Source organism: Pseudomonas sp. GW458-11-26-14-LB4 (assembly GCF_059423925.1).
Window position 1 is genome coordinate 24,869 of record NZ_JBWKYU010000027.1, and the last position, 16,257, is coordinate 41,125.

The 16,257-nt window shown below is 60.6% G+C and carries 17 protein-coding genes; 5 read left to right on the forward strand and 12 right to left on the reverse strand.

Going from position 1 to position 16,257, the window contains the following annotated elements; genetic code table 11:
* The 4 genes from AC07XZ_RS26680 to ribBA all read right to left on the reverse strand — a co-directional run bounded on the left by AC07XZ_RS26680 (position 1) and on the right by ribBA (position 4,059).
* The gene (locus tag AC07XZ_RS26680; protein WP_007957396.1) at positions 1 to 810 is read right to left on the reverse strand and encodes an ABC transporter permease; all 810 of its coding nucleotides are present in this window, start codon (positions 808 to 810) and stop codon (positions 1 to 3) included.
* Between the two features lie 6 nt (positions 811 to 816).
* Positions 817 to 1,761: an ABC transporter permease gene (locus AC07XZ_RS26685; RefSeq protein WP_173892829.1), complete on the reverse strand. Its 945-nt coding sequence runs from the start codon at positions 1,759 to 1,761 to the stop codon at positions 817 to 819.
* Complete coding sequence (locus AC07XZ_RS26690) at positions 1,758 to 2,783, reverse strand: ABC transporter substrate-binding protein (protein ID WP_102688319.1); 1,026 nt, start codon at positions 2,781 to 2,783, stop codon at positions 1,758 to 1,760. Before AC07XZ_RS26690 ends, AC07XZ_RS26685 begins: the two co-directional genes overlap by 4 nt.
* A gap of 166 nt (positions 2,784 to 2,949) precedes the next feature.
* Complete coding sequence (gene ribBA / locus AC07XZ_RS26695; RefSeq protein ID WP_085746230.1) at positions 2,950 to 4,059, reverse strand: bifunctional 3,4-dihydroxy-2-butanone-4-phosphate synthase/GTP cyclohydrolase II; 1,110 nt, start codon at positions 4,057 to 4,059, stop codon at positions 2,950 to 2,952.
* A gap of 65 nt (positions 4,060 to 4,124) precedes the next feature.
* Between ribBA and AC07XZ_RS26700 the strand changes: the two genes are divergently transcribed.
* Positions 4,125 to 4,418: a DUF1330 domain-containing protein gene (locus AC07XZ_RS26700; protein ID WP_085746231.1), complete on the forward strand. Its 294-nt coding sequence runs from the start codon at positions 4,125 to 4,127 to the stop codon at positions 4,416 to 4,418.
* A 137-nt stretch (positions 4,419 to 4,555) separates the two neighbouring features.
* A complete protein-coding gene (locus AC07XZ_RS26705) occupies positions 4,556 to 5,038 on the forward strand; it encodes a hypothetical protein (RefSeq protein WP_240867055.1) in 483 nt (160 codons plus the stop codon).
* A gap of 57 nt (positions 5,039 to 5,095) precedes the next feature.
* Here AC07XZ_RS26705 and AC07XZ_RS26710 read toward each other — a convergent pair whose 3' ends face one another.
* From AC07XZ_RS26710 to AC07XZ_RS26740, 7 genes are read right to left on the reverse strand one after another with little or no spacing between them, the layout of a single operon-like run.
* The gene (locus AC07XZ_RS26710) at positions 5,096 to 5,659 is read right to left on the reverse strand and encodes an NUDIX hydrolase (protein ID WP_011334615.1); all 564 of its coding nucleotides are present in this window, start codon (positions 5,657 to 5,659) and stop codon (positions 5,096 to 5,098) included.
* A 1-nt stretch (position 5,660) separates the two neighbouring features.
* Positions 5,661 to 6,413 (reverse strand): GntR family transcriptional regulator, encoded by a 753-nt coding sequence (locus AC07XZ_RS26715; protein ID WP_085603063.1) that lies wholly within the window; start codon positions 6,411 to 6,413, stop codon positions 5,661 to 5,663.
* A 58-nt stretch (positions 6,414 to 6,471) separates the two neighbouring features.
* Positions 6,472 to 6,861, reverse strand: a complete 390-nt coding sequence (locus tag AC07XZ_RS26720) for a carboxymuconolactone decarboxylase family protein (protein WP_085746232.1) — start codon at positions 6,859 to 6,861, stop codon at positions 6,472 to 6,474.
* A gap of 12 nt (positions 6,862 to 6,873) precedes the next feature.
* Entirely contained in the window at positions 6,874 to 7,359 is a 486-nt protein-coding gene (locus AC07XZ_RS26725; RefSeq protein WP_085746233.1) for a flavin reductase family protein, read from the reverse strand.
* Positions 7,360 to 7,371: 12 nt separating this feature from the next.
* Positions 7,372 to 8,853: an aldehyde dehydrogenase gene (locus AC07XZ_RS26730; RefSeq protein WP_102688320.1), complete on the reverse strand. Its 1,482-nt coding sequence runs from the start codon at positions 8,851 to 8,853 to the stop codon at positions 7,372 to 7,374.
* Entirely contained in the window at positions 8,850 to 9,683 is an 834-nt protein-coding gene (locus AC07XZ_RS26735; RefSeq protein WP_085746234.1) for an alpha/beta fold hydrolase, read from the reverse strand. Before AC07XZ_RS26735 ends, AC07XZ_RS26730 begins: the two co-directional genes overlap by 4 nt.
* 32 nt (positions 9,684 to 9,715) lie before the next feature.
* Positions 9,716 to 10,306, reverse strand: coding sequence for an amino acid synthesis family protein (locus AC07XZ_RS26740; protein WP_007957412.1), 591 nt, complete (start codon positions 10,304 to 10,306; stop codon positions 9,716 to 9,718).
* A gap of 222 nt (positions 10,307 to 10,528) precedes the next feature.
* Between AC07XZ_RS26740 and AC07XZ_RS26745 the strand changes: the two genes are divergently transcribed.
* From AC07XZ_RS26745 to AC07XZ_RS26755, 3 genes are all read left to right on the forward strand, one after another.
* Positions 10,529 to 11,497 (forward strand): hypothetical protein, encoded by a 969-nt coding sequence (locus tag AC07XZ_RS26745; RefSeq protein WP_085746235.1) that lies wholly within the window; start codon positions 10,529 to 10,531, stop codon positions 11,495 to 11,497.
* 254 nt (positions 11,498 to 11,751) lie between these two features.
* Entirely contained in the window at positions 11,752 to 12,780 is a 1,029-nt protein-coding gene (locus AC07XZ_RS26750) for a WD40/YVTN/BNR-like repeat-containing protein (protein WP_085746236.1), read from the forward strand.
* A 28-nt stretch (positions 12,781 to 12,808) separates the two neighbouring features.
* Positions 12,809 to 15,193 (forward strand): efflux RND transporter permease subunit, encoded by a 2,385-nt coding sequence (locus tag AC07XZ_RS26755; RefSeq protein WP_007957414.1) that lies wholly within the window; start codon positions 12,809 to 12,811, stop codon positions 15,191 to 15,193.
* A 265-nt stretch (positions 15,194 to 15,458) separates the two neighbouring features.
* Here the strand turns inward: AC07XZ_RS26755 and AC07XZ_RS26760 are convergent, their stop codons facing one another.
* Positions 15,459 to 16,178 (reverse strand): FadR/GntR family transcriptional regulator, encoded by a 720-nt coding sequence (locus AC07XZ_RS26760; protein ID WP_011334609.1) that lies wholly within the window; start codon positions 16,176 to 16,178, stop codon positions 15,459 to 15,461.
* Between the last annotated feature and the right edge of the window lie 79 nt (positions 16,179 to 16,257).

Sequence of the window (16,257 nt, forward strand, 5' to 3'; positions counted from 1 at the left end):
TCATGCGCTGATTTCGTTGCGCCGGCGCAGCGCGGCGGCGATCACCATGACCAATACCGACAGGCCGATCAGCAGCGTCGAAGCGACGGCGATCACTGGCGTCAGGTCCTGGCGCAAGGTGGTCCACATTTTCACGGGAAGGGTTTGCAGGGTCGGGCTGGCCATCATCACGCTGAGCACCACTTCGTCCCACGAAACGAGGAAGGCGAAGAGAGCGCCGGCAACCATGCCCGGACGAATCGCCGGGAACGTCACTTTGAACACCGCTTGCAGGCGCGAGGCGCCGCAGATCACCGCCGCATCTTCAATCGACTGATCGAACAGCTTCAGCGAATTGATGATCGAGATGATGGTGAACGGCAGCGCGACGATCACGTGGCTGACGACGAAGGCGAACATCGTCCCGGTGTAGCCGAGCTTGAGGAACAGCGCGTACACCGCCACGGCGATGATCACCAGCGGCACGATCATCGGCAGGGTGAACAGGCCGTAGAGCATTTCCCGGCCGGGGAAGCGTCCGCGCACCAGCGCAAAGGCCGTCGGCAAACCGAGGGCGACGGCGCAGATCGTGGTCAGCACCGCGACCTTGAGGCTGGCCAGCGCTGCGCTCATCCAGTCGGCGTTGGAGAAGAACTGCACGTACCATTTCAGCGTCCAGCCCGGTGGCGGGAACACCAGCCACTGGGACGAACCGAACGACAGCAGGACGATGAACACGATCGGCAACAGCAGGAACAGGCCGATCAGCCCGGTGGTGAAATACAGGCCGAAGCGCATCCGGCGACTCATGGCATTGGGCGTCAGGAGCATGTCGGCTTACCTCGCGTTACTGGCGCCAACCGGGGATTCCGGTTGCAGCTTCAGGTAGACGTAGAACAGCACCAGGGTGATGACGATCAGCAACGCGGCGCCGGCGCTGGCCAGGCCCCAATTGAGGAACGACTGCACCTGCTGAATGATGAATTCCGGCAGCATCATGTTCTGCGCCCCGCCCAGCAGCGCCGGGGTGACGTAGTAACCGAGCGACATCACGAACACCATCAAGCCGCCGGATGCCAGACCCGGCCGGCACAGCGGCAGGAACACCCGGAAGAAGTTGGTCCACGGGCTCGCGCCACAGATCGAACCGGCCTGCAGGATCATCGGGTCGATGGCCTGCATGGTCGCCTGCAACGGCAGCACGATGAACGGGATCATGATGTAGCTCATGCCGATCACCACGCCGGTCAGGTTGTGCACCATTTCCAGCGGCTGATCGATGATGCCCATGGCCATCAGGGCTTTATTGATGACGCCCGAAGCCTGCAACAGCACCAGCCACGAATAGGTGCGGGCGAGGAGGCTGGTCCACATCGACAACAGCACGATGTTGAGGATCCAACGGCCCCAGCCCCGTGGCACCAGGGTGATTGCCCAGGCCAGCGGGAAGCCCAGCAGCAGGCTGAACACGGTCACCAGTCCCGCCACCGAAAAGGTGTTGAACAGCACCCGCGCATACGCCGAGTTGGCGAACAGTTGCTCATAGTTACCAAGGCCCGGCACCGGTTCGAGCACGCCGCGCAGCAACAAGCCAATCAGCGGTGCGAGAAAGAACAGACCGAGAAACAATAGCGCCGGCGCGAGATTGCCGGCGCCGCGCCAGCGTTGCTTGAGGGACGGGGCTTGCGCCATTGCACTCGCCTTGCCGGATGCCAGGCCGGCAGCGCTCGGGGCGCTCCCGGTGGCAGTGGAGGGACGGGACGCGGTGGCCGCCATTTTCATTTGACCAGCCATTCGTTCCACCGTGTCGCGATGGCCGGACCGTTCTTGGCCCAGTACGCGAAATCAAGAGTGATCTGATCCTTAGCGTAGGCAGTCGGCAGGTTCGGGGCCAGCGTCGAGTCCAGACGCGCCACGCTGTCGACGTTGACCGGGGCGTAGGCGGTCAGGTTGGAGAAGTCCGCCTGGCCCTTGGCACTGCTGGCGCTGGCCAGGAGCTTCATCGCCGCGTCCTTGTTTTTCGAACCCTTTGGCACCACCAGAATGTCGGCCATGACCAGATTCTGTTTCCAGCTCACGCCGACCGGTGCGCCGTCTTCTTGCAGGGCATGGATCCGGCCATTCCAGAACTGGCCCATGCTCGCTTCACCGGAGGCCAGCAGTTGCTGCGACTGCGCGCCGCCGCCCCACCAGACGATGTCTTTCTTGATGGTGTCGAGTTTCTTGAAGGCGCGATCGAGGTCCAGCGGGTAGAGCTTGTCGGCTGCTACGCCGTCGGCGAGCAGGGCCAGTTCAAGTACGCCGGGGCTTGGCCATTTATAGAGGGCGCGTTTGCCGGGGAAGGTCTTGGTGTCGAACAGCGCGCTCCAGTCCTGCGGCTTGTTGGCGCCGAGCTTGCCCTCGTTGTAGCCGAGGACGAAGGAGAAGAAGAACGAGCCGACGCCGTAGTCGCTTACGAAACGCGGGTCGATCTTGTCGCGCTGGATCTGTTTGAAATCGAGGGGTTCGAGCAGGCCTTCGGCGGCGGCGCGCAGGGCGAAGTCGGCTTCGACGTCGACCACGTCCCATTGCACGTTGCCGCTCTCGACCATGGCCTTGAGTTTGCCGTAGTCGGTCGGGCCGTCCTGCACGACGGTGATGCCGCTGGCCTTGCTGAACGGATCGGCCCAGGCCTGTTTCTGCGCATCCTGGGTGCTACCGCCCCAGCTGACAAAGTTCACACTCTCGGCGGCCATCGCGGCCTGACCGGTCACGCTCAGCAGTCCCGCAAAAAAGATCGCGGTTGCAGCTTTGTTCAACACCATTTTTACGCCCTCATTGTTGTGTTTTTGAGCGGGCTTGCGTTGTTGCCCGCCTGTCGGGAGCAGTAGCTGGACGGTTTTTCAGGTCGTCCGGTCTATGGAATATCATATTATGGTATTCCAAACTTTGTGCAAGCACTTTGCCTTACCGGCTATCTGGCAAACAGGGTCATTCGGTGAATGGAATGCTCTCAACCACCTCAAGATCGTACCCAGTCAACCCGGCATATTTTAGCGGCGGGCCCAAGTGGCGCAGCTTGCCGACGCCCAGGTTCTGCAGAATCTGCGCCCCGGTGCCGACTTCCGAATAGATCCGCGATTGCGAGCGACTGAACTGTCGAGGCGGCTGAGTCAGTTGCGGAATGCGCTCCAGCAGCGACTGGGACGACTCATGATTGGCCAGCACCACCACAACGCCATGCCCTTCGGCCGCGACCCGTTGCAACGCCGCCCACAACGTCCAGTTCGTCGGCCCGCTGTACTCGGCACCCACCAGATCCCGCAGCGGATCGATCACGTGCACGCGCACCAGCGTCGGTTCCTCACGGCGCAATTCACCCATGACCATCGCCATGTGCACGCCACCTTCGATGCGATCTTCGAAGGTGATGAGACGGAACGTGCCATGCACCGTCGGCAACTCCCGTTCGCCGATGCGCTCTATGGTGTGTTCGGTGCTCAGGCGATAGTGGATCAGGTCGGCGATGGTGCCGATCTTGATCCCGTGCTTGTGCGCAAAGACTTCCAGATCCGGACGACGGGCCATGGTGCCGTCGTCGTTCATCACCTCGACAATCACCGAGGCGGGCGTGAAACCCGCCAACCGCGCCAGATCACAGCCGGCTTCGGTGTGACCGGCACGGGTCAACACGCCACCTTCCTTGGCGCGCAGCGGGAAGATATGGCCGGGCTGCACCAGGTCTTCAGCGCGGGCATTCGGCGCCACCGCAGCGGCCACCGTGCAAGCGCGGTCGGCGGCGGAAATGCCGGTAGTCACGCCGACCGCCGCTTCGATGGAAACCGTGAACGCGGTGCTGAACACGCTGCCATTGCTCGGCACCATCTGCTCCAGCCCCAGACGCTGGCAATGATCGTCAGTCAACGTCAGGCAGATCAGCCCCCGAGCCTCACGGGCCATGAAACTGATCGCCTCGGGTGTGCAACGATCGGCGGCCAGCAGCAGGTCGCCTTCGTTTTCCCGGTCTTCGTCATCGACCAGCAACACCATTTTGCCGAGGCGATAATCTTCGATGATTTCTTCGATGCTGTTGAAGGCCATGCTGGACTCTCGATGTGGATGAATTTCGTGGTATACCATAATACAAAATCAACCAAGAGGTCACTATGAAGGCGTACTGGATTGCACACGTGGACATCAACGATCCCGATCACTACAGCCAATACACCCAGCGCGCGCCGAAAGCGTTCGCCGAGTTCGGCGCGAAGTTTTTAGCCAGAGGCGGGCGCAGCGAAGCAATGGAAGGGCGGGCGACGCCACAGCGCAGCGTGGTGATTGAATTCGACAGTTATGAGCAGGCCGTGGCGTGCTACCGCTCGGCGGCGTATCAGGAAGCGAAGAGCTATCGCGAGGAATGGGCGCGGGCGGAGATTGTCATCGTTGAAGGGATGGCGCCGTAACGTCTTGCTTGTAAACCCGCAGGAACTACAGAATCGAACGTGGCCGCGATCTTTGATTTTTTTCTGGATCAGGAGATCGTCCGCCGGACGGAATTTAATGCCTGCGGGTTTGCACGGTGTGCTCTAAGGGAATATTGATGCGCATGACAAAAGGAATGTTTTCAGGTAGGCGAGTGGGCCTCTGGCTAGTGGCTGCACTATTTGTGAATGCAGTCTTTCTGGCTTTTCTGATTTTCGGGAACAGTGCGAAGGGACGCGATCTGGAGATGGTTAAAACCAAAGAACCCCTGCTGATCGAGGGGCAAGGTGGCGATGACAATTACTATGTCCTGCCGATGGGGACAACGCTATATCACGATAAAAGCTTTCCTGAAGGGCACGATCGTTATGTGGTGTATCTGAATCACAAAGGTGCCATTGCCCACGAAGAAGTCCCAATGAAGCCTGAATATGGCGGATCTTTTATCGATCCTCTTTGGCTCTCCAATATTGATGCCGATACCTTGAAGGACATTTTCAAGCGTTTCCCGCTCTCCAAGAAAGACATCTCCGCTGCTCTCAAAGCCAATGAAATCACCAAAGATGATTTGGCGGATATCATTCGTGCGATGCCGGATTGAGTGAGCAACTGCCGAGGACCCGGATCCAGCTCTGCATCTCTGGCAAGTGACGTTTAATCAACGCATGAAATGAATCTTGCCGCTGTCGTCATTGCCCATGTACATGCCATACACCCCGGCCTGGCGTTCCTCGATGTAGCGTTCGAGGATCTGCCGGATCGCCGGGTAGTAGATCTGCTCCCACGGGATGTCTTCGGGGGCGAAGAATTTGCAGGCGAGGGTTTCCGGACCGTACTCGCCAGTGATTTCCAGCGCGAGTGCGCGGAAGATGATGTAGACCTCGCTGATCTTCGGCACGCTGAAGATTGAGTACGGCGAGACGATCTCCGCGCGTACGCCGCTTTCTTCCCAGACTTCGCGCAGGGCGGCCTGTTCGGTGGTTTCGCCGCTTTCCATGAACCCGGCGGGCAGGGTCCAGGTGCCGGGACGCGGGGGAATTGCCCGTTGGCACAAGAGGTATTTGCCGTCCTGCTCGATGATGCAGCCGGCGATGATTTTCGGGTTTACATAGTGGATGTAGCCGCAACCGCGGCACATCAGGCGCTCGTGCGTATCGCCCGGCGGCACCTGCTGACCGAGGTCAGCGCCACCGCATTTCGGGCAAAAGCTCGGGCTGAACATGTCAGTGACCTATGCGCGGTTCTTTCAGCGCGATGGGCAGGGTGATCGGTGGAGTGGCGCCGGTCTCTTCCTGTTTGCGTTTCAGATAATCGAGGGCCACGGCAGCCGCAGCGCGCACGTGATCGACGCACGCCTGATGCGCCGCCAGCGGATCGCCGCTCTTGATCGCCTCGACCATTTTTTCCATCTCGTGATTACTGGCGCCGCGACGGTTTTCCTGGGACACCGATGTCGCGCGCAGGTAGCTGATGCGCGCCTGCAACTGCCGCAACTGAGTGGCCGCAACATGGTTGCCGGAGCCTTCCAGCAGCACGTCGTAGAAACCCTGCACCGAGTCGATCACCTGCTGCAACTCGCCGTCCTTGAGCGCCTTGCGGTTCTCGTCGAGGGCTTTTTCCAGGGCCTTGATGTCCTTGGCCTTGGCGCGCAGGGTGAACAGCTGGACGATCAGGCCTTCGAGCACGCAACGCAGTTCATAGATGTCGACGGCATCGGCGAGGGTGATGATCGCCACGCGCGGGCCCTTGGCGTCGGCGAATTCCACCAGACCTTCGGATTCGAGGTGACGCAAGGCTTCACGCACCGACGTACGGCTCACGCCCAGGCGATCGCACAGATCGCGCTCCACCAGGCGATCGCCCGGCAGCAGCTGGAAGTTCATGATGGCGCTTCGCAGTTTATCCAGCACGATTTCGCGCAGGGTGACGGGGTTGCGATTGACCTTGAAGCTGTCGTCGAGTGGCAGGCGTTTCATGGGGTCCGCTCTTTAAGGTGGCTGTCCATGCCAGAGGGGCATCAAAACAGCCGAGGGGTTAACTGGAGGCCTCGGCGTCGGCTTCGGCGAAGGCTTCACGGGCGAGCCGGAAACTGTCCACGGCTGCCGGGACGCCGCAATAAATACCGACCTGAAGCAGAATTTCGCGTATTTGCTCACGACTCAGGCCGTTACGCAAGGCGCCGCGCACATGCAGTTTCAGTTCATGCGGGCGGTTGAGCGCCGAGATCATCGCCAGGTTGATCATGCTGCGCTCCTTGAGCGACAGGCCTTCACGTCCCCAGACGTGGCCCCAGCAGTATTCGGTGACCATTTCCTGCAGCGGGCGGGTGAAGTCGTCGGCGTTCTCGATCGAGCGCTGCACATAGGCTTGGCCCAGCACCTGGGTGCGGATCTTCAGGCCTTGCTCGTACTTTTCGTTGCTCATGTGTTTCTCCGCTCAACCCAGTGTCGGCAAAGCGCCGAGCTTGCCCTTGTGATAAATCATCGGCGTCATCGGTTGCTCCGGCAGGATCAGATTCTTCACCGCGCCAACGATGATCGCGTGGTCGCCACCGTCGTATTCACGCCACAACTCGCACTCGATGATCGCCGTGGCCTTGGCGAGGATCGGGTTACCGAGCTCGCTCAAATGCCACTCGATGCCGTTGGCCTTGTCCTTGCCTTTGCCGGCGAAGGCGTAGGCCTCGGCGGTCTGGTCGGCGGACAGCAAATGGATCGCGAAACGCTTGCTGTCGCGCAGCACCGGATAGGTGTCGGAGGCGTAGTTGGGGCAGAACAGCACCAGCGCCGGATCAATCGACAGCGCACTGAAGGCGCTGGCGGTGATGCCGACGATGCCGCCGTCCGGGTCGAGGGTGGTGACCACCGTGACCCCGGACGGAAACGAGCTCATGACGTCTTTGTAAATGCCGGGTTCGATCATGTCGCAGGACTCCTAACGCATCACAAACGGATCAGGCATCGGCGCCTGGGAGAGGTTGATCCACACCGTTTTCAGTTCGGTGTAGGCCAGCACCGAATCGATGCCGCTTTCGCGTCCATAGCCACTGTTCTTGAAGCCGCCGATCGGTGCCATCGCTGACACCGCGCGGTAGGTGTTGACCCAGATGATCCCCGAACGCACGTCCCGGGCCAGACGATGGGCGCGGCCCAGATCGCGGGTCCAGATGCCGGCGGCGAGGCCGAACTGCGAGTCGTTGGCGATCGCCAGCGCTTCGGCTTCATCCTTGAACCGGATCACCGAAGCCACCGGGCCAAAGACTTCTTCCTGCATGATCTTCATCGAGTTGCGATCGCATTCGAACAGCGTCGGTTCGTAGAACCAGCCGTCACCCACGCCACTCGGACGCTTGCCACCCAGACGCAGGCGTGCACCTTCGGCAATGGCATCAGCCACCAGACCCTCCACCACCGCCAGTTGCTGCGCGGTAGCCATCGGGCCCATTTCGCTGTTGTCGTCTTGCGGATTGCCGATGCGGATGCGCTGGGCGCGCTCCACCAGTCGGCTGACGAATTCGTCGTAGATTTCATCCTGCAACAGCAGTCGCGAGCCGGATACGCAACTCTGGCCAGACGCCGCGTAGATCCCGGCGATGGCGCCGTTGATCGCGCTGTCGAGATCGGCGTCGGCGAAGATGATGTTCGGCGACTTGCCACCCAGTTCCAGCGACAGCTTGGCGAAGTTTTCGGCGCTGCTGCGCACCACGTGCCGGGCCGTGGCCGCGCCGCCGGTGAAGGCGATCTTGCGGATCAGCGGATGACGGGTGAGGGCGGCGCCAGTGCTCGGGCCGTAGCCGGTGACAACGTTGACCACGCCCGGCGGAATCCCGGCTTCGAGGGCCAGGCGCGCCAGTTCGAGGATGGTCGCCGAGGCATGCTCGGACGGTTTGATCACGATGGTGTTGCCCGCTGCCAATGCCGGCGCCAGTTTGATCGCGGTCAGGTAAAGCGGGCTGTTCCAGGGAATGATCGCGGCGACCACGCCCATGGCTTCGTGTACGGTGTAGGCGAACAGATCGGGTTTATCCAGCGGCAGAGTGCCGCCTTCGAGCTTGTCGGCCAGCCCTGCGGTGTAGTGGAAAAACTCCGGCAGATAACCGACCTGACCCCGGGTTTCGCGGATCAGTTTGCCGTTGTCGCGGCTTTCCAGCTGCGCCAGTTGTTCCTTGTTTTCAGCGATCAGGTCACCGAGACGACGCAGCAGTTTGCCGCGCGCGGTGGCGGTCAAGCCACGCCATGCCGGGCTGTCGAAGGCGGTCTGCGCGGCTTGCACGGCGCGTTCGACGTCGGCCTCGTCAGCGTCGGGCAGTTCGGCCCAAGGTTCGGCCAGCGCCGGGTTGAGGCTTTCGAAAGTCTTGCCGGAGAGGGCGTCGACCCATTCTCCGCCGATGCACATCTGGAAGCGTGCGAGTGTCATGCAACGATCCCCTTTATATGGTTTTGTCGGGCGTGTGCGGTGTCGAGAAATTCCAGCAGCGTCTGGTTCACCAGCCGTGGCGACTCTACCGGCATCATATGCCGTTGCTCCGGCAGCACGGCAACCTTCGCACCGGGAATGCGCGCGGCCAGCTGCTCGGCCATTTCCGGGGTCGATCCGGGGTCCAGCTCGCCGGTGGCGATCAGCGTCGGCGCCTGGATGCTGCCCAGGTCGTCGGCGCGGTACATGTCCTGGGTGGCGAACAATTCGTAGGTGGTCAGGTAACCCTGCGGATCATTGCCGGCCAGGGTCTGGCGGATCGCGGCGATCTGCGCCGGGTTGGCCGCTTGATATTCACGGCTGAACCAGCGCGACAGTGCCGCTTCGGCATTCGCGTCGGGCCCGTGTTCGGCAGCTTGAGCGGTGCGGGCGATGACGCCGGCGCGTTGCTCTTCGCTGCGGTTGAACACGCTGTTGAGCACCACCAGGCTTTTCAGGCGGTCCGGGTAATGCAGGGCAAACGCCCGCGCCACCAGACCGCCCATGGAAAAGCCGATCACCGATGCCTCGGGCAATTGCAGGTGGTCGAGCAACTCCAGCAACTGATCGGCATAGCCGAGCAGGGCGGTGCCGCTGGCCGGTCGCGGGCTGGCGCCATGGCCGAGCATGTCGTAGGCGATCACCCGGTATTGCGTGGCCAGGCCAACGATCTGGCCGCCCCACATTTCTTTGTTCAGGCCTACGCCGTGGATCAACACCACGGGTTGGCCAACGCCTGTCGCCAGATAACTGGTGCCGGCCGGGGTGAGTTCAGCGGTGAGCCGAATCATGGAGCGCTCCTGCAATGCCTTTTTTATTGTGATTACTGGGCTTTTTCGGCGGCCAGTTCTTCCAGATCGATGTAGCGGTTGCCGATGCGCGGATGCAGGCGACCACCGTCGGCGCAACCGAGCACCACGACGATTTCGTCGGCGCGGGGGGCGTCTTCGATCTGCATTTCCAGGGTTATGTAGTGCGAGCGCAGGCCTTCGTCGTCCTTGTGCATCATCGGGATCTGGATCGAAGTGCCCGGACCGCCGCGCTTGTTGGTGAAGCTCAGGTAGCTCTTGGCCTTGACCGCTTCGCGATAGTGATTGCCGAAGCGCAGGGTGTGGATCACCGCCGACGCGTGCTCGATTTCGCCGTCGGCGCCGACCACCGCGGCTTTGCCGTAAGCCTCGATCTTCTCGGCACCGCCGATGATGCCCACCAGACGCTCGACCATCATCGCGCCGAGGTCGGAGCAATTGGCGCGAATCTGCGGCTTGAGGTCTTCGACAAAGCCGTTGCCGACCCACGGGTTTTTCATCACGACGGCCAGGCCCACCATGGTCACCGGGGTGTCGGAAGCCTTGCCGCCTTCAATGAAGGTCTCTTCGACATAGCTGACGATCTTGCGAATTTCGAAACTCATGAGCTGCTCCGTAGGGGATAAAGAGTGTCTGTGCGTCTGATGGTATACCATAATACCGATCGTGCAAGCCTCCCATTCGAATTTGTACGAGATCAGATGGACGGCATGCGCAAGCGCCACGCCATTCAGGGGCGGCAGTTCAAATGTTTAGAGGCGTTGATCGGATAAGCGGAAGGCTTGGGATAACATTGTCCGATCTGAGAGAAAGGACGCTCGCGATCAATGCTCCCCTACATTGCTACCTATTTGATTTTCGCTTTCGTACTGGAAGTGGCCAGACGCTGCATGGATGGCCCGATGTTTGTCAGAACAGGTTCGAAACACTGGCCCTGGAAGCTCAACTACAGCATTCGATGGTGGGGGGGCGACGAGTATCTGGCGGCGCTGACCCTTGTGTCGCTGGCGCTGCTGCTGTTGCTCGCTTTATGGACCAGGCTGGGCAGCCCTGCGGATCTGAGTGTGGTCTTGCAGGTATGGGTCACCCTGTGCCTGAGTTCATTGGTCCTCTCGATCAGATATTTCAATCTGGTCGCCAAATTCAGGGAAAACTTCTGGTGGCTGGCCCTCACCGCGGCCTTGATAACGTTGGGTATCGGCCAGTTTGCGAGTGCCTGGGCTGACTATTTCATCGTTCACTACACGCGAGTCGAAGCCACCCAGTTTCCCGTCGCACAAAAGACGCTGACGTTGCTGATACTTGCATTCACTTGGCTATACGCCGCGACGATGCTGGGCAGTCTCATTGTCATCGTCACATATATGTTCATGAATGAAGTGAAGCCGACATTCCGCGAGTCGGCGAAGCGCGATCCTCTGTCAGCGCCGTTCTGGAAAAAATACAAATCCGGTCGAAGCCACATCAGGCGCGCGACCATGCGCTGGATTGTCCTCGGCGTGTCTCTTTTCACCGTCAGCAGTTCATGGAGTGTGTGGGTTTTTGTTCTCAAACATGTCGAAGAAGGTGTTCAGGAAGCTCTGGTATTCGCCTCGTTTCATCTTCATCCGCGCGAATGCGCCATCCCCGGGATGCCCCATGGCGCCAGAGCGGCATTGATCAGTGAAAAAAAAGCGGTTGTCGCAATTCCCGGGGCCAAGGGTTATGTCTTCGAGACTATGCCTTGCGACATGCAGTCGATCCGGGTTCTGAAAGATGACGCGGCTCAGAGGTTGAAGCTGGATGATTATTTTTGACGAGGGTCCAGATGCGGGTTCATCAACCCGGCGAATACCCCTCCATTCGCTCGCAACCCCGCTCCTTCGCGGTTAACAAAAGATAACGTTGCGCCGATTGTCAGACGTTTCGAATGCCCGATAGGATGAGCCAGCTTCCGAAGGGGCTCTGGATGGCGGGTTTCAGGACTATGCTTGTGACCAGGCAGTCACCGTGAGCACCCTTGCGGCGCCCTTAAGGTCCATGACCAACAATAATAAACAGGGGAAGGTCTATGAGTCGTTGCCGCCCGCCGGCGTTACGCAACACCGCGTTGCTGGCCACAGCACTCTCTCTGCTGGGCTTTGCCACATTGTCGGCGCCGGTTCTCGCCGCCGAAGCGCCAGCCGACGTGGTCTATTCCACCGAATCGGCCAAGGCCTCGAAAAGCCTGATGCTCGATGTCGTTCACGCCGGAACCCGGCTGGTGGCGGTTGGGGATCGCGGGCACATTCTCTATTCCGACGATCAGGGCAAGACCTGGACCCAGGCCAAAGTGCCGAGCCGCCAGTTGCTGACCGCCGTGTATTTCGTCGATGACAAGCACGGCTGGGCCGTCGGCCACGACGCACAGATCCTCGCCAGCGAAGACGGCGGCCTGACCTGGACCAAACAGTTCGAAGACCTCAAGCGTGAGTCGCCGCTGCTCGACGTCTGGTTCAAGGACGTCAACAGTGGCCTGGCCGTAGGTGCCTACGGCGCGCTGCTGGAAACCACCGACGGTGGCAAAAACTGGGAAGACGTCAGCGACCGCCTCGACAACGAAGACCAGTTCCACCTCAACGCCATCGCTTCCGTAAAAGACGCCGGCCTGTTCATCGTCGGTGAGTCGGGCAGCATGTTCCGCTCCGCCGACTGGGGCCAGACCTGGGAAAAACTCGAAGGCCCGTACGAAGGCTCGCTGTTCGGCGTGATCGGTACGGCGCAGCCGCAAACCCTGCTGGCCTACGGTCTGCGCGGCAACCTTTACCGCTCCACCGATTTCGGCAGCACCTGGGAGCAGGTCGAACTGAAAGCTGCGCGCGGTTCGCTGGAGTTCGGCCTGTCCGGTGCCACACTGCTCGAAGATGGCTCCATCGTCATCGTCGGCAACGGCGGCTCGGTGGTCAGCAGCAGCGACAACGGCGAAACCTTCAGCGTGTTCAACCGTCCGGATCGCATCTCGCTGTCGTCGGTCACCGCCGCCGGCAACGGCAATCTGATCCTGAGCGGGCAGGGTGGCGTTCGGGTGACTACTGCGAACGGCGCCGAGCTGGGCAAATGAGCCGAATCAATAATAAGAAGGCGGGGCTATGACTTCCTTGAGCACTCATCATCAGGACAAGGCGACGTTTCTCGAGCGCCTGATCTTCAACAACCGCCCGGCAGTGATCGTGATCTGCCTGCTGGTCAGCATTTTCCTGTTCTGGCAGGCCACGCTGATCCGCCCGTCCACCAGTTTCGAAAAGATGATCCCGCTCAAGCATCCGTTCATCGAGAAGATGATGGAGCATCGCAACGATCTGGCGAACCTGGGCAACACCGTGCGTATTTCGGTGGAAGCGAAGGATGGCGACATCTTCTCCAAGGAGTACATGGAGACCCTGCGTCAGATCAACGACGAGGTGTTCTACATCTCCGGCGTCGACCGTTCCGGCCTCAAGTCGCTGTGGAGCCCGAGCGTGCGCTGGACCGAAGTGACCGAGGAAGGTTTTGCCGGCGGCGAAGTGATCCCGCAGAGCTACAACGGCTCCCAGGACAGCCTCGATCTGCTGCGCAACAACGTGCTCAAGTCCGGTCAGGTCGGGCGTCTGGTGGCCAACGACTTCAAGTCGAGCATCGTCGACATCCCGCTGCTGGAGTCCTACCCGGACCCGCAGGACCAGGGCAAGCTGCTGGCGCTGGACTACCGCCAGTTCTCCCATGAGCTCGAAGACAAGATCCGCAACAAGTTCGAAGCGCAGAACCCCAACGTCAAGATCCACATCGTCGGCTTCGCCAAGAAGGTCGGTGACCTGATCGACGGCCTGGTGATGGTGGTGATGTTCTTCGGCATCGCCTTCGTCATCACCCTGATCCTGCTGCTGTGGTTCACCAACTGCCTGCGCAGCACTGTGGCGGTGTTGAGCACCACGCTGGTGGCGGTGGTCTGGCAACTCGGGTTGATGCACTTCTTCGGGTTCGGCCTTGATCCGTATTCGATGCTGGTGCCGTTCCTGATCTTCGCCATCGGCATTTCCCACGGCGTGCAGAAAATCAACGGTATCGCCCTGCAATCCGGTGAGGCGGACAACGCGTTGACGGCCGCACGGCGGACATTCCGTCAATTGTTCCTGCCGGGGATGATCGCGATTCTGGCAGACGCCGTCGGCTTCATCACGCTGCTGATCATCGACATCGGCGTGATCCGCGAGCTGGCCATCGGCGCTTCCATCGGCGTGGCAGTGATCGTGTTCACCAACCTGATCCTGCTGCCGGTGGCGATTTCCTATGTCGGCATCAGCAAGCGCGCCATCGCCAAGAGCAAGAAGGACGCGCATCGCGAGCATCCGTTCTGGCGTCTGCTGTCGAATTTCGCCAACCCGAAAGTCGCGCCGATTTCCATCGCCCTGGCGCTGGTCGCCTTCGGCGGCGGTCTCTGGTACAGCCAGAACCTGAAAATCGGTGACCTCGACCAGGGCGCGCCGGAACTGCGTCCGGACTCGCGCTACAACAAGGACAACAACTTCATCATCAGCAACTATTCGACCAGTTCCGACGTGCTGGTGGTGATGGTCAAGACCAAGTCCGAAGGCTGCTCGCGCTATGAAGCCATGGCGCCGATCGACGAGCTGATGTGGAAGATGCAGAACACCGAGGGCGTGCAGTCGGCGATCTCGCTGGTGACCGTGTCCAAGCAGATGATCAAGGGCATGAACGAGGGCAACCTGAAATGGGAAACCCTGTCGCGCAACCCGGATGTGCTGAACAACTCAATCGCCCGGGCCGACGGCCTGTACAACAACAGTTGCTCGCTGGCGCCGGTGCTGGTGTTCCTCAACGACCACAAGGCCGAAACCCTGGATCGCGCCGTGCATGCGGTGCAGGACTTCGCCAAGGAAAACAACAAGGAAGGCCTGGAGTTCATCCTCGCGGCTGGTAACGCCGGGATCGAGGCGGCCACCAACGAGGTGATCAAGAAGTCCGAGCTGACCATTCTGATCCTGGTGTACATCTGCGTGGCGGTGATGTGCATGATCACCTTCCGCTCGTGGGCGGCGACCCTGTGCATCGTGCTGCCGCTGGTGCTGACCTCGGTGCTGGGTAACGCGCTGATGGCGTTCATGGGTATCGGCGTGAAGGTAGCGACGCTGCCGGTAGTGGCGTTGGGCGTGGGCATCGGCGTGGACTACGGCATCTACATCTACAGCCGCCTGGAAAGTTTCCTGCGTGCCGGTTTGCCGCTGCAGGAAGCCTATTACCAGACCCTGAAATCCACCGGTAAAGCGGTGCTGTTCACCGGTCTGTGCCTGGCCATCGGCGTGTGCACCTGGATCTTCTCGGCGATCAAGTTCCAGGCCGACATGGGCCTGATGCTGACCTTCATGCTGCTGTGGAACATGTTCGGTGCGCTGTGGCTATTGCCGGCACTGGCGAAGTTCCTGATCAAGCCGGAGAAACTGGCGGGGCAGAAGGGCAATTCGTTGTTTGCTCACTGATCCGGTTGGCTGAAATGAAAAAGCCGCAACCTTGAAGGGTTGCGGCTTTTTTTATGGTGTGAGATCAAAAGCCCCCTCACCCTAGCCCTCTCCCAAAGGGAGAGGGGACTGACCGAGTTGTGCTTCGTCAACCATCGACCTGAAAAACCGAGTCGATTACGGATTCAAGGCAGATAGTTCAAGTCGGTGTATCTCTCCAATATCCCCGGATCGGTTCCCTCTCCCTCCGGGAGAGGGCTAGGGTGAGGGCAGGCGGACTAAAGGCTTACGAAAGATCCGCCCCCAGCACCACACTCAAGGCGCTGCGCGCATCATCCAGCTGCACCAACGTCGCATGCCTCGCCCCCAACGCATCCCGATTCTCGATCGCCGTCAAAATCGCCTTGTGCCGAGGCAACGCCAGTTCATGCAGATTCGGCCGCTGATTCGAATGCTTCAACGCCTCGGCAATCGCCACCGCAAGCATGTTGCACAGATTGGCCAGCAAATCGTTGTGGGTCGCATCGGCAATCCGGCTGTGAAAGTCCAGATCCGGTTGCAGCAAGGCTTCCGGCGTCGGGGCCGCTTCCATGCGCTGGTAAGCCTCGGCAATCGACGCAATGTCGGCATCGGTGGCGTGCTGGGCGGCGAGGGCGGCGGCGGCGGGTTCGATGATGCTGCGCACGCTGGTGAGGACGTTGAAGAACTCGTTCTGCGGGCTGCTTTGCATCAGCCAGTGCAGCACGTCCGGGTCGAGCATGTGCCATTCGCGGCGTGGCTTGACCACGGTGCCGACGCGCGGTTTCGAATACACCAGGCCCTTGGCGACCAGCACTCGGGTGGCTTCGCGCAACACCGGCCGGCTGACCGCGTATTCCTCGCAGAGCAAGGCTTCGGCGGGCAGCTTGTCGCAGGGCAGAAAGCGTCCGGAAACAATCTGCATGCCCAGTTCCTGGACGATGCGCGAGTGCATGCTTTTACGGTCGGAAGGTTTGCGGTAATCCATGGGGAGTGGCGCGATCCTGAGCGATGGAGATGCCGCGCATCATAGCAGGCACGGCGTAATCTGGAGCGAGGCAATGATC

What these genes read in the sequence shown, in the direction of transcription:
- AC07XZ_RS26680 (WP_007957396.1), bottom strand. Translation starts at nt 810, where the DNA reads ATGCTCCTGACGCCCAATGCCATGAGTCGCCGGATGCGCTTCGGCCTG.
- AC07XZ_RS26685 (WP_173892829.1), bottom strand. Translation starts at nt 1,761, where the DNA reads ATGAAAATGGCGGCCACCGCGTCCCGTCCCTCCACTGCCACCGGGAGC.
- AC07XZ_RS26690 (WP_102688319.1), bottom strand. Translation starts at nt 2,783, where the DNA reads ATGGTGTTGAACAAAGCTGCAACCGCGATCTTTTTTGCGGGACTGCTG.
- ribBA (WP_085746230.1), bottom strand. Translation starts at nt 4,059, where the DNA reads ATGGCCTTCAACAGCATCGAAGAAATCATCGAAGATTATCGCCTCGGC.
- AC07XZ_RS26700 (WP_085746231.1), top strand. Translation starts at nt 4,125, where the DNA reads ATGAAGGCGTACTGGATTGCACACGTGGACATCAACGATCCCGATCAC.
- AC07XZ_RS26705 (WP_240867055.1), top strand. Translation starts at nt 4,556, where the DNA reads ATGCGCATGACAAAAGGAATGTTTTCAGGTAGGCGAGTGGGCCTCTGG.
- AC07XZ_RS26710 (WP_011334615.1), bottom strand. Translation starts at nt 5,659, where the DNA reads ATGTTCAGCCCGAGCTTTTGCCCGAAATGCGGTGGCGCTGACCTCGGT.
- AC07XZ_RS26715 (WP_085603063.1), bottom strand. Translation starts at nt 6,413, where the DNA reads ATGAAACGCCTGCCACTCGACGACAGCTTCAAGGTCAATCGCAACCCC.
- AC07XZ_RS26720 (WP_085746232.1), bottom strand. Translation starts at nt 6,861, where the DNA reads ATGAGCAACGAAAAGTACGAGCAAGGCCTGAAGATCCGCACCCAGGTG.
- AC07XZ_RS26725 (WP_085746233.1), bottom strand. Translation starts at nt 7,359, where the DNA reads ATGATCGAACCCGGCATTTACAAAGACGTCATGAGCTCGTTTCCGTCC.
- AC07XZ_RS26730 (WP_102688320.1), bottom strand. Translation starts at nt 8,853, where the DNA reads ATGACACTCGCACGCTTCCAGATGTGCATCGGCGGAGAATGGGTCGAC.
- AC07XZ_RS26735 (WP_085746234.1), bottom strand. Translation starts at nt 9,683, where the DNA reads ATGATTCGGCTCACCGCTGAACTCACCCCGGCCGGCACCAGTTATCTG.
- AC07XZ_RS26740 (WP_007957412.1), bottom strand. Translation starts at nt 10,306, where the DNA reads ATGAGTTTCGAAATTCGCAAGATCGTCAGCTATGTCGAAGAGACCTTC.
- AC07XZ_RS26745 (WP_085746235.1), top strand. Translation starts at nt 10,529, where the DNA reads ATGCTCCCCTACATTGCTACCTATTTGATTTTCGCTTTCGTACTGGAA.
- AC07XZ_RS26750 (WP_085746236.1), top strand. Translation starts at nt 11,752, where the DNA reads ATGAGTCGTTGCCGCCCGCCGGCGTTACGCAACACCGCGTTGCTGGCC.
- AC07XZ_RS26755 (WP_007957414.1), top strand. Translation starts at nt 12,809, where the DNA reads ATGACTTCCTTGAGCACTCATCATCAGGACAAGGCGACGTTTCTCGAG.
- AC07XZ_RS26760 (WP_011334609.1), bottom strand. Translation starts at nt 16,178, where the DNA reads ATGGATTACCGCAAACCTTCCGACCGTAAAAGCATGCACTCGCGCATC.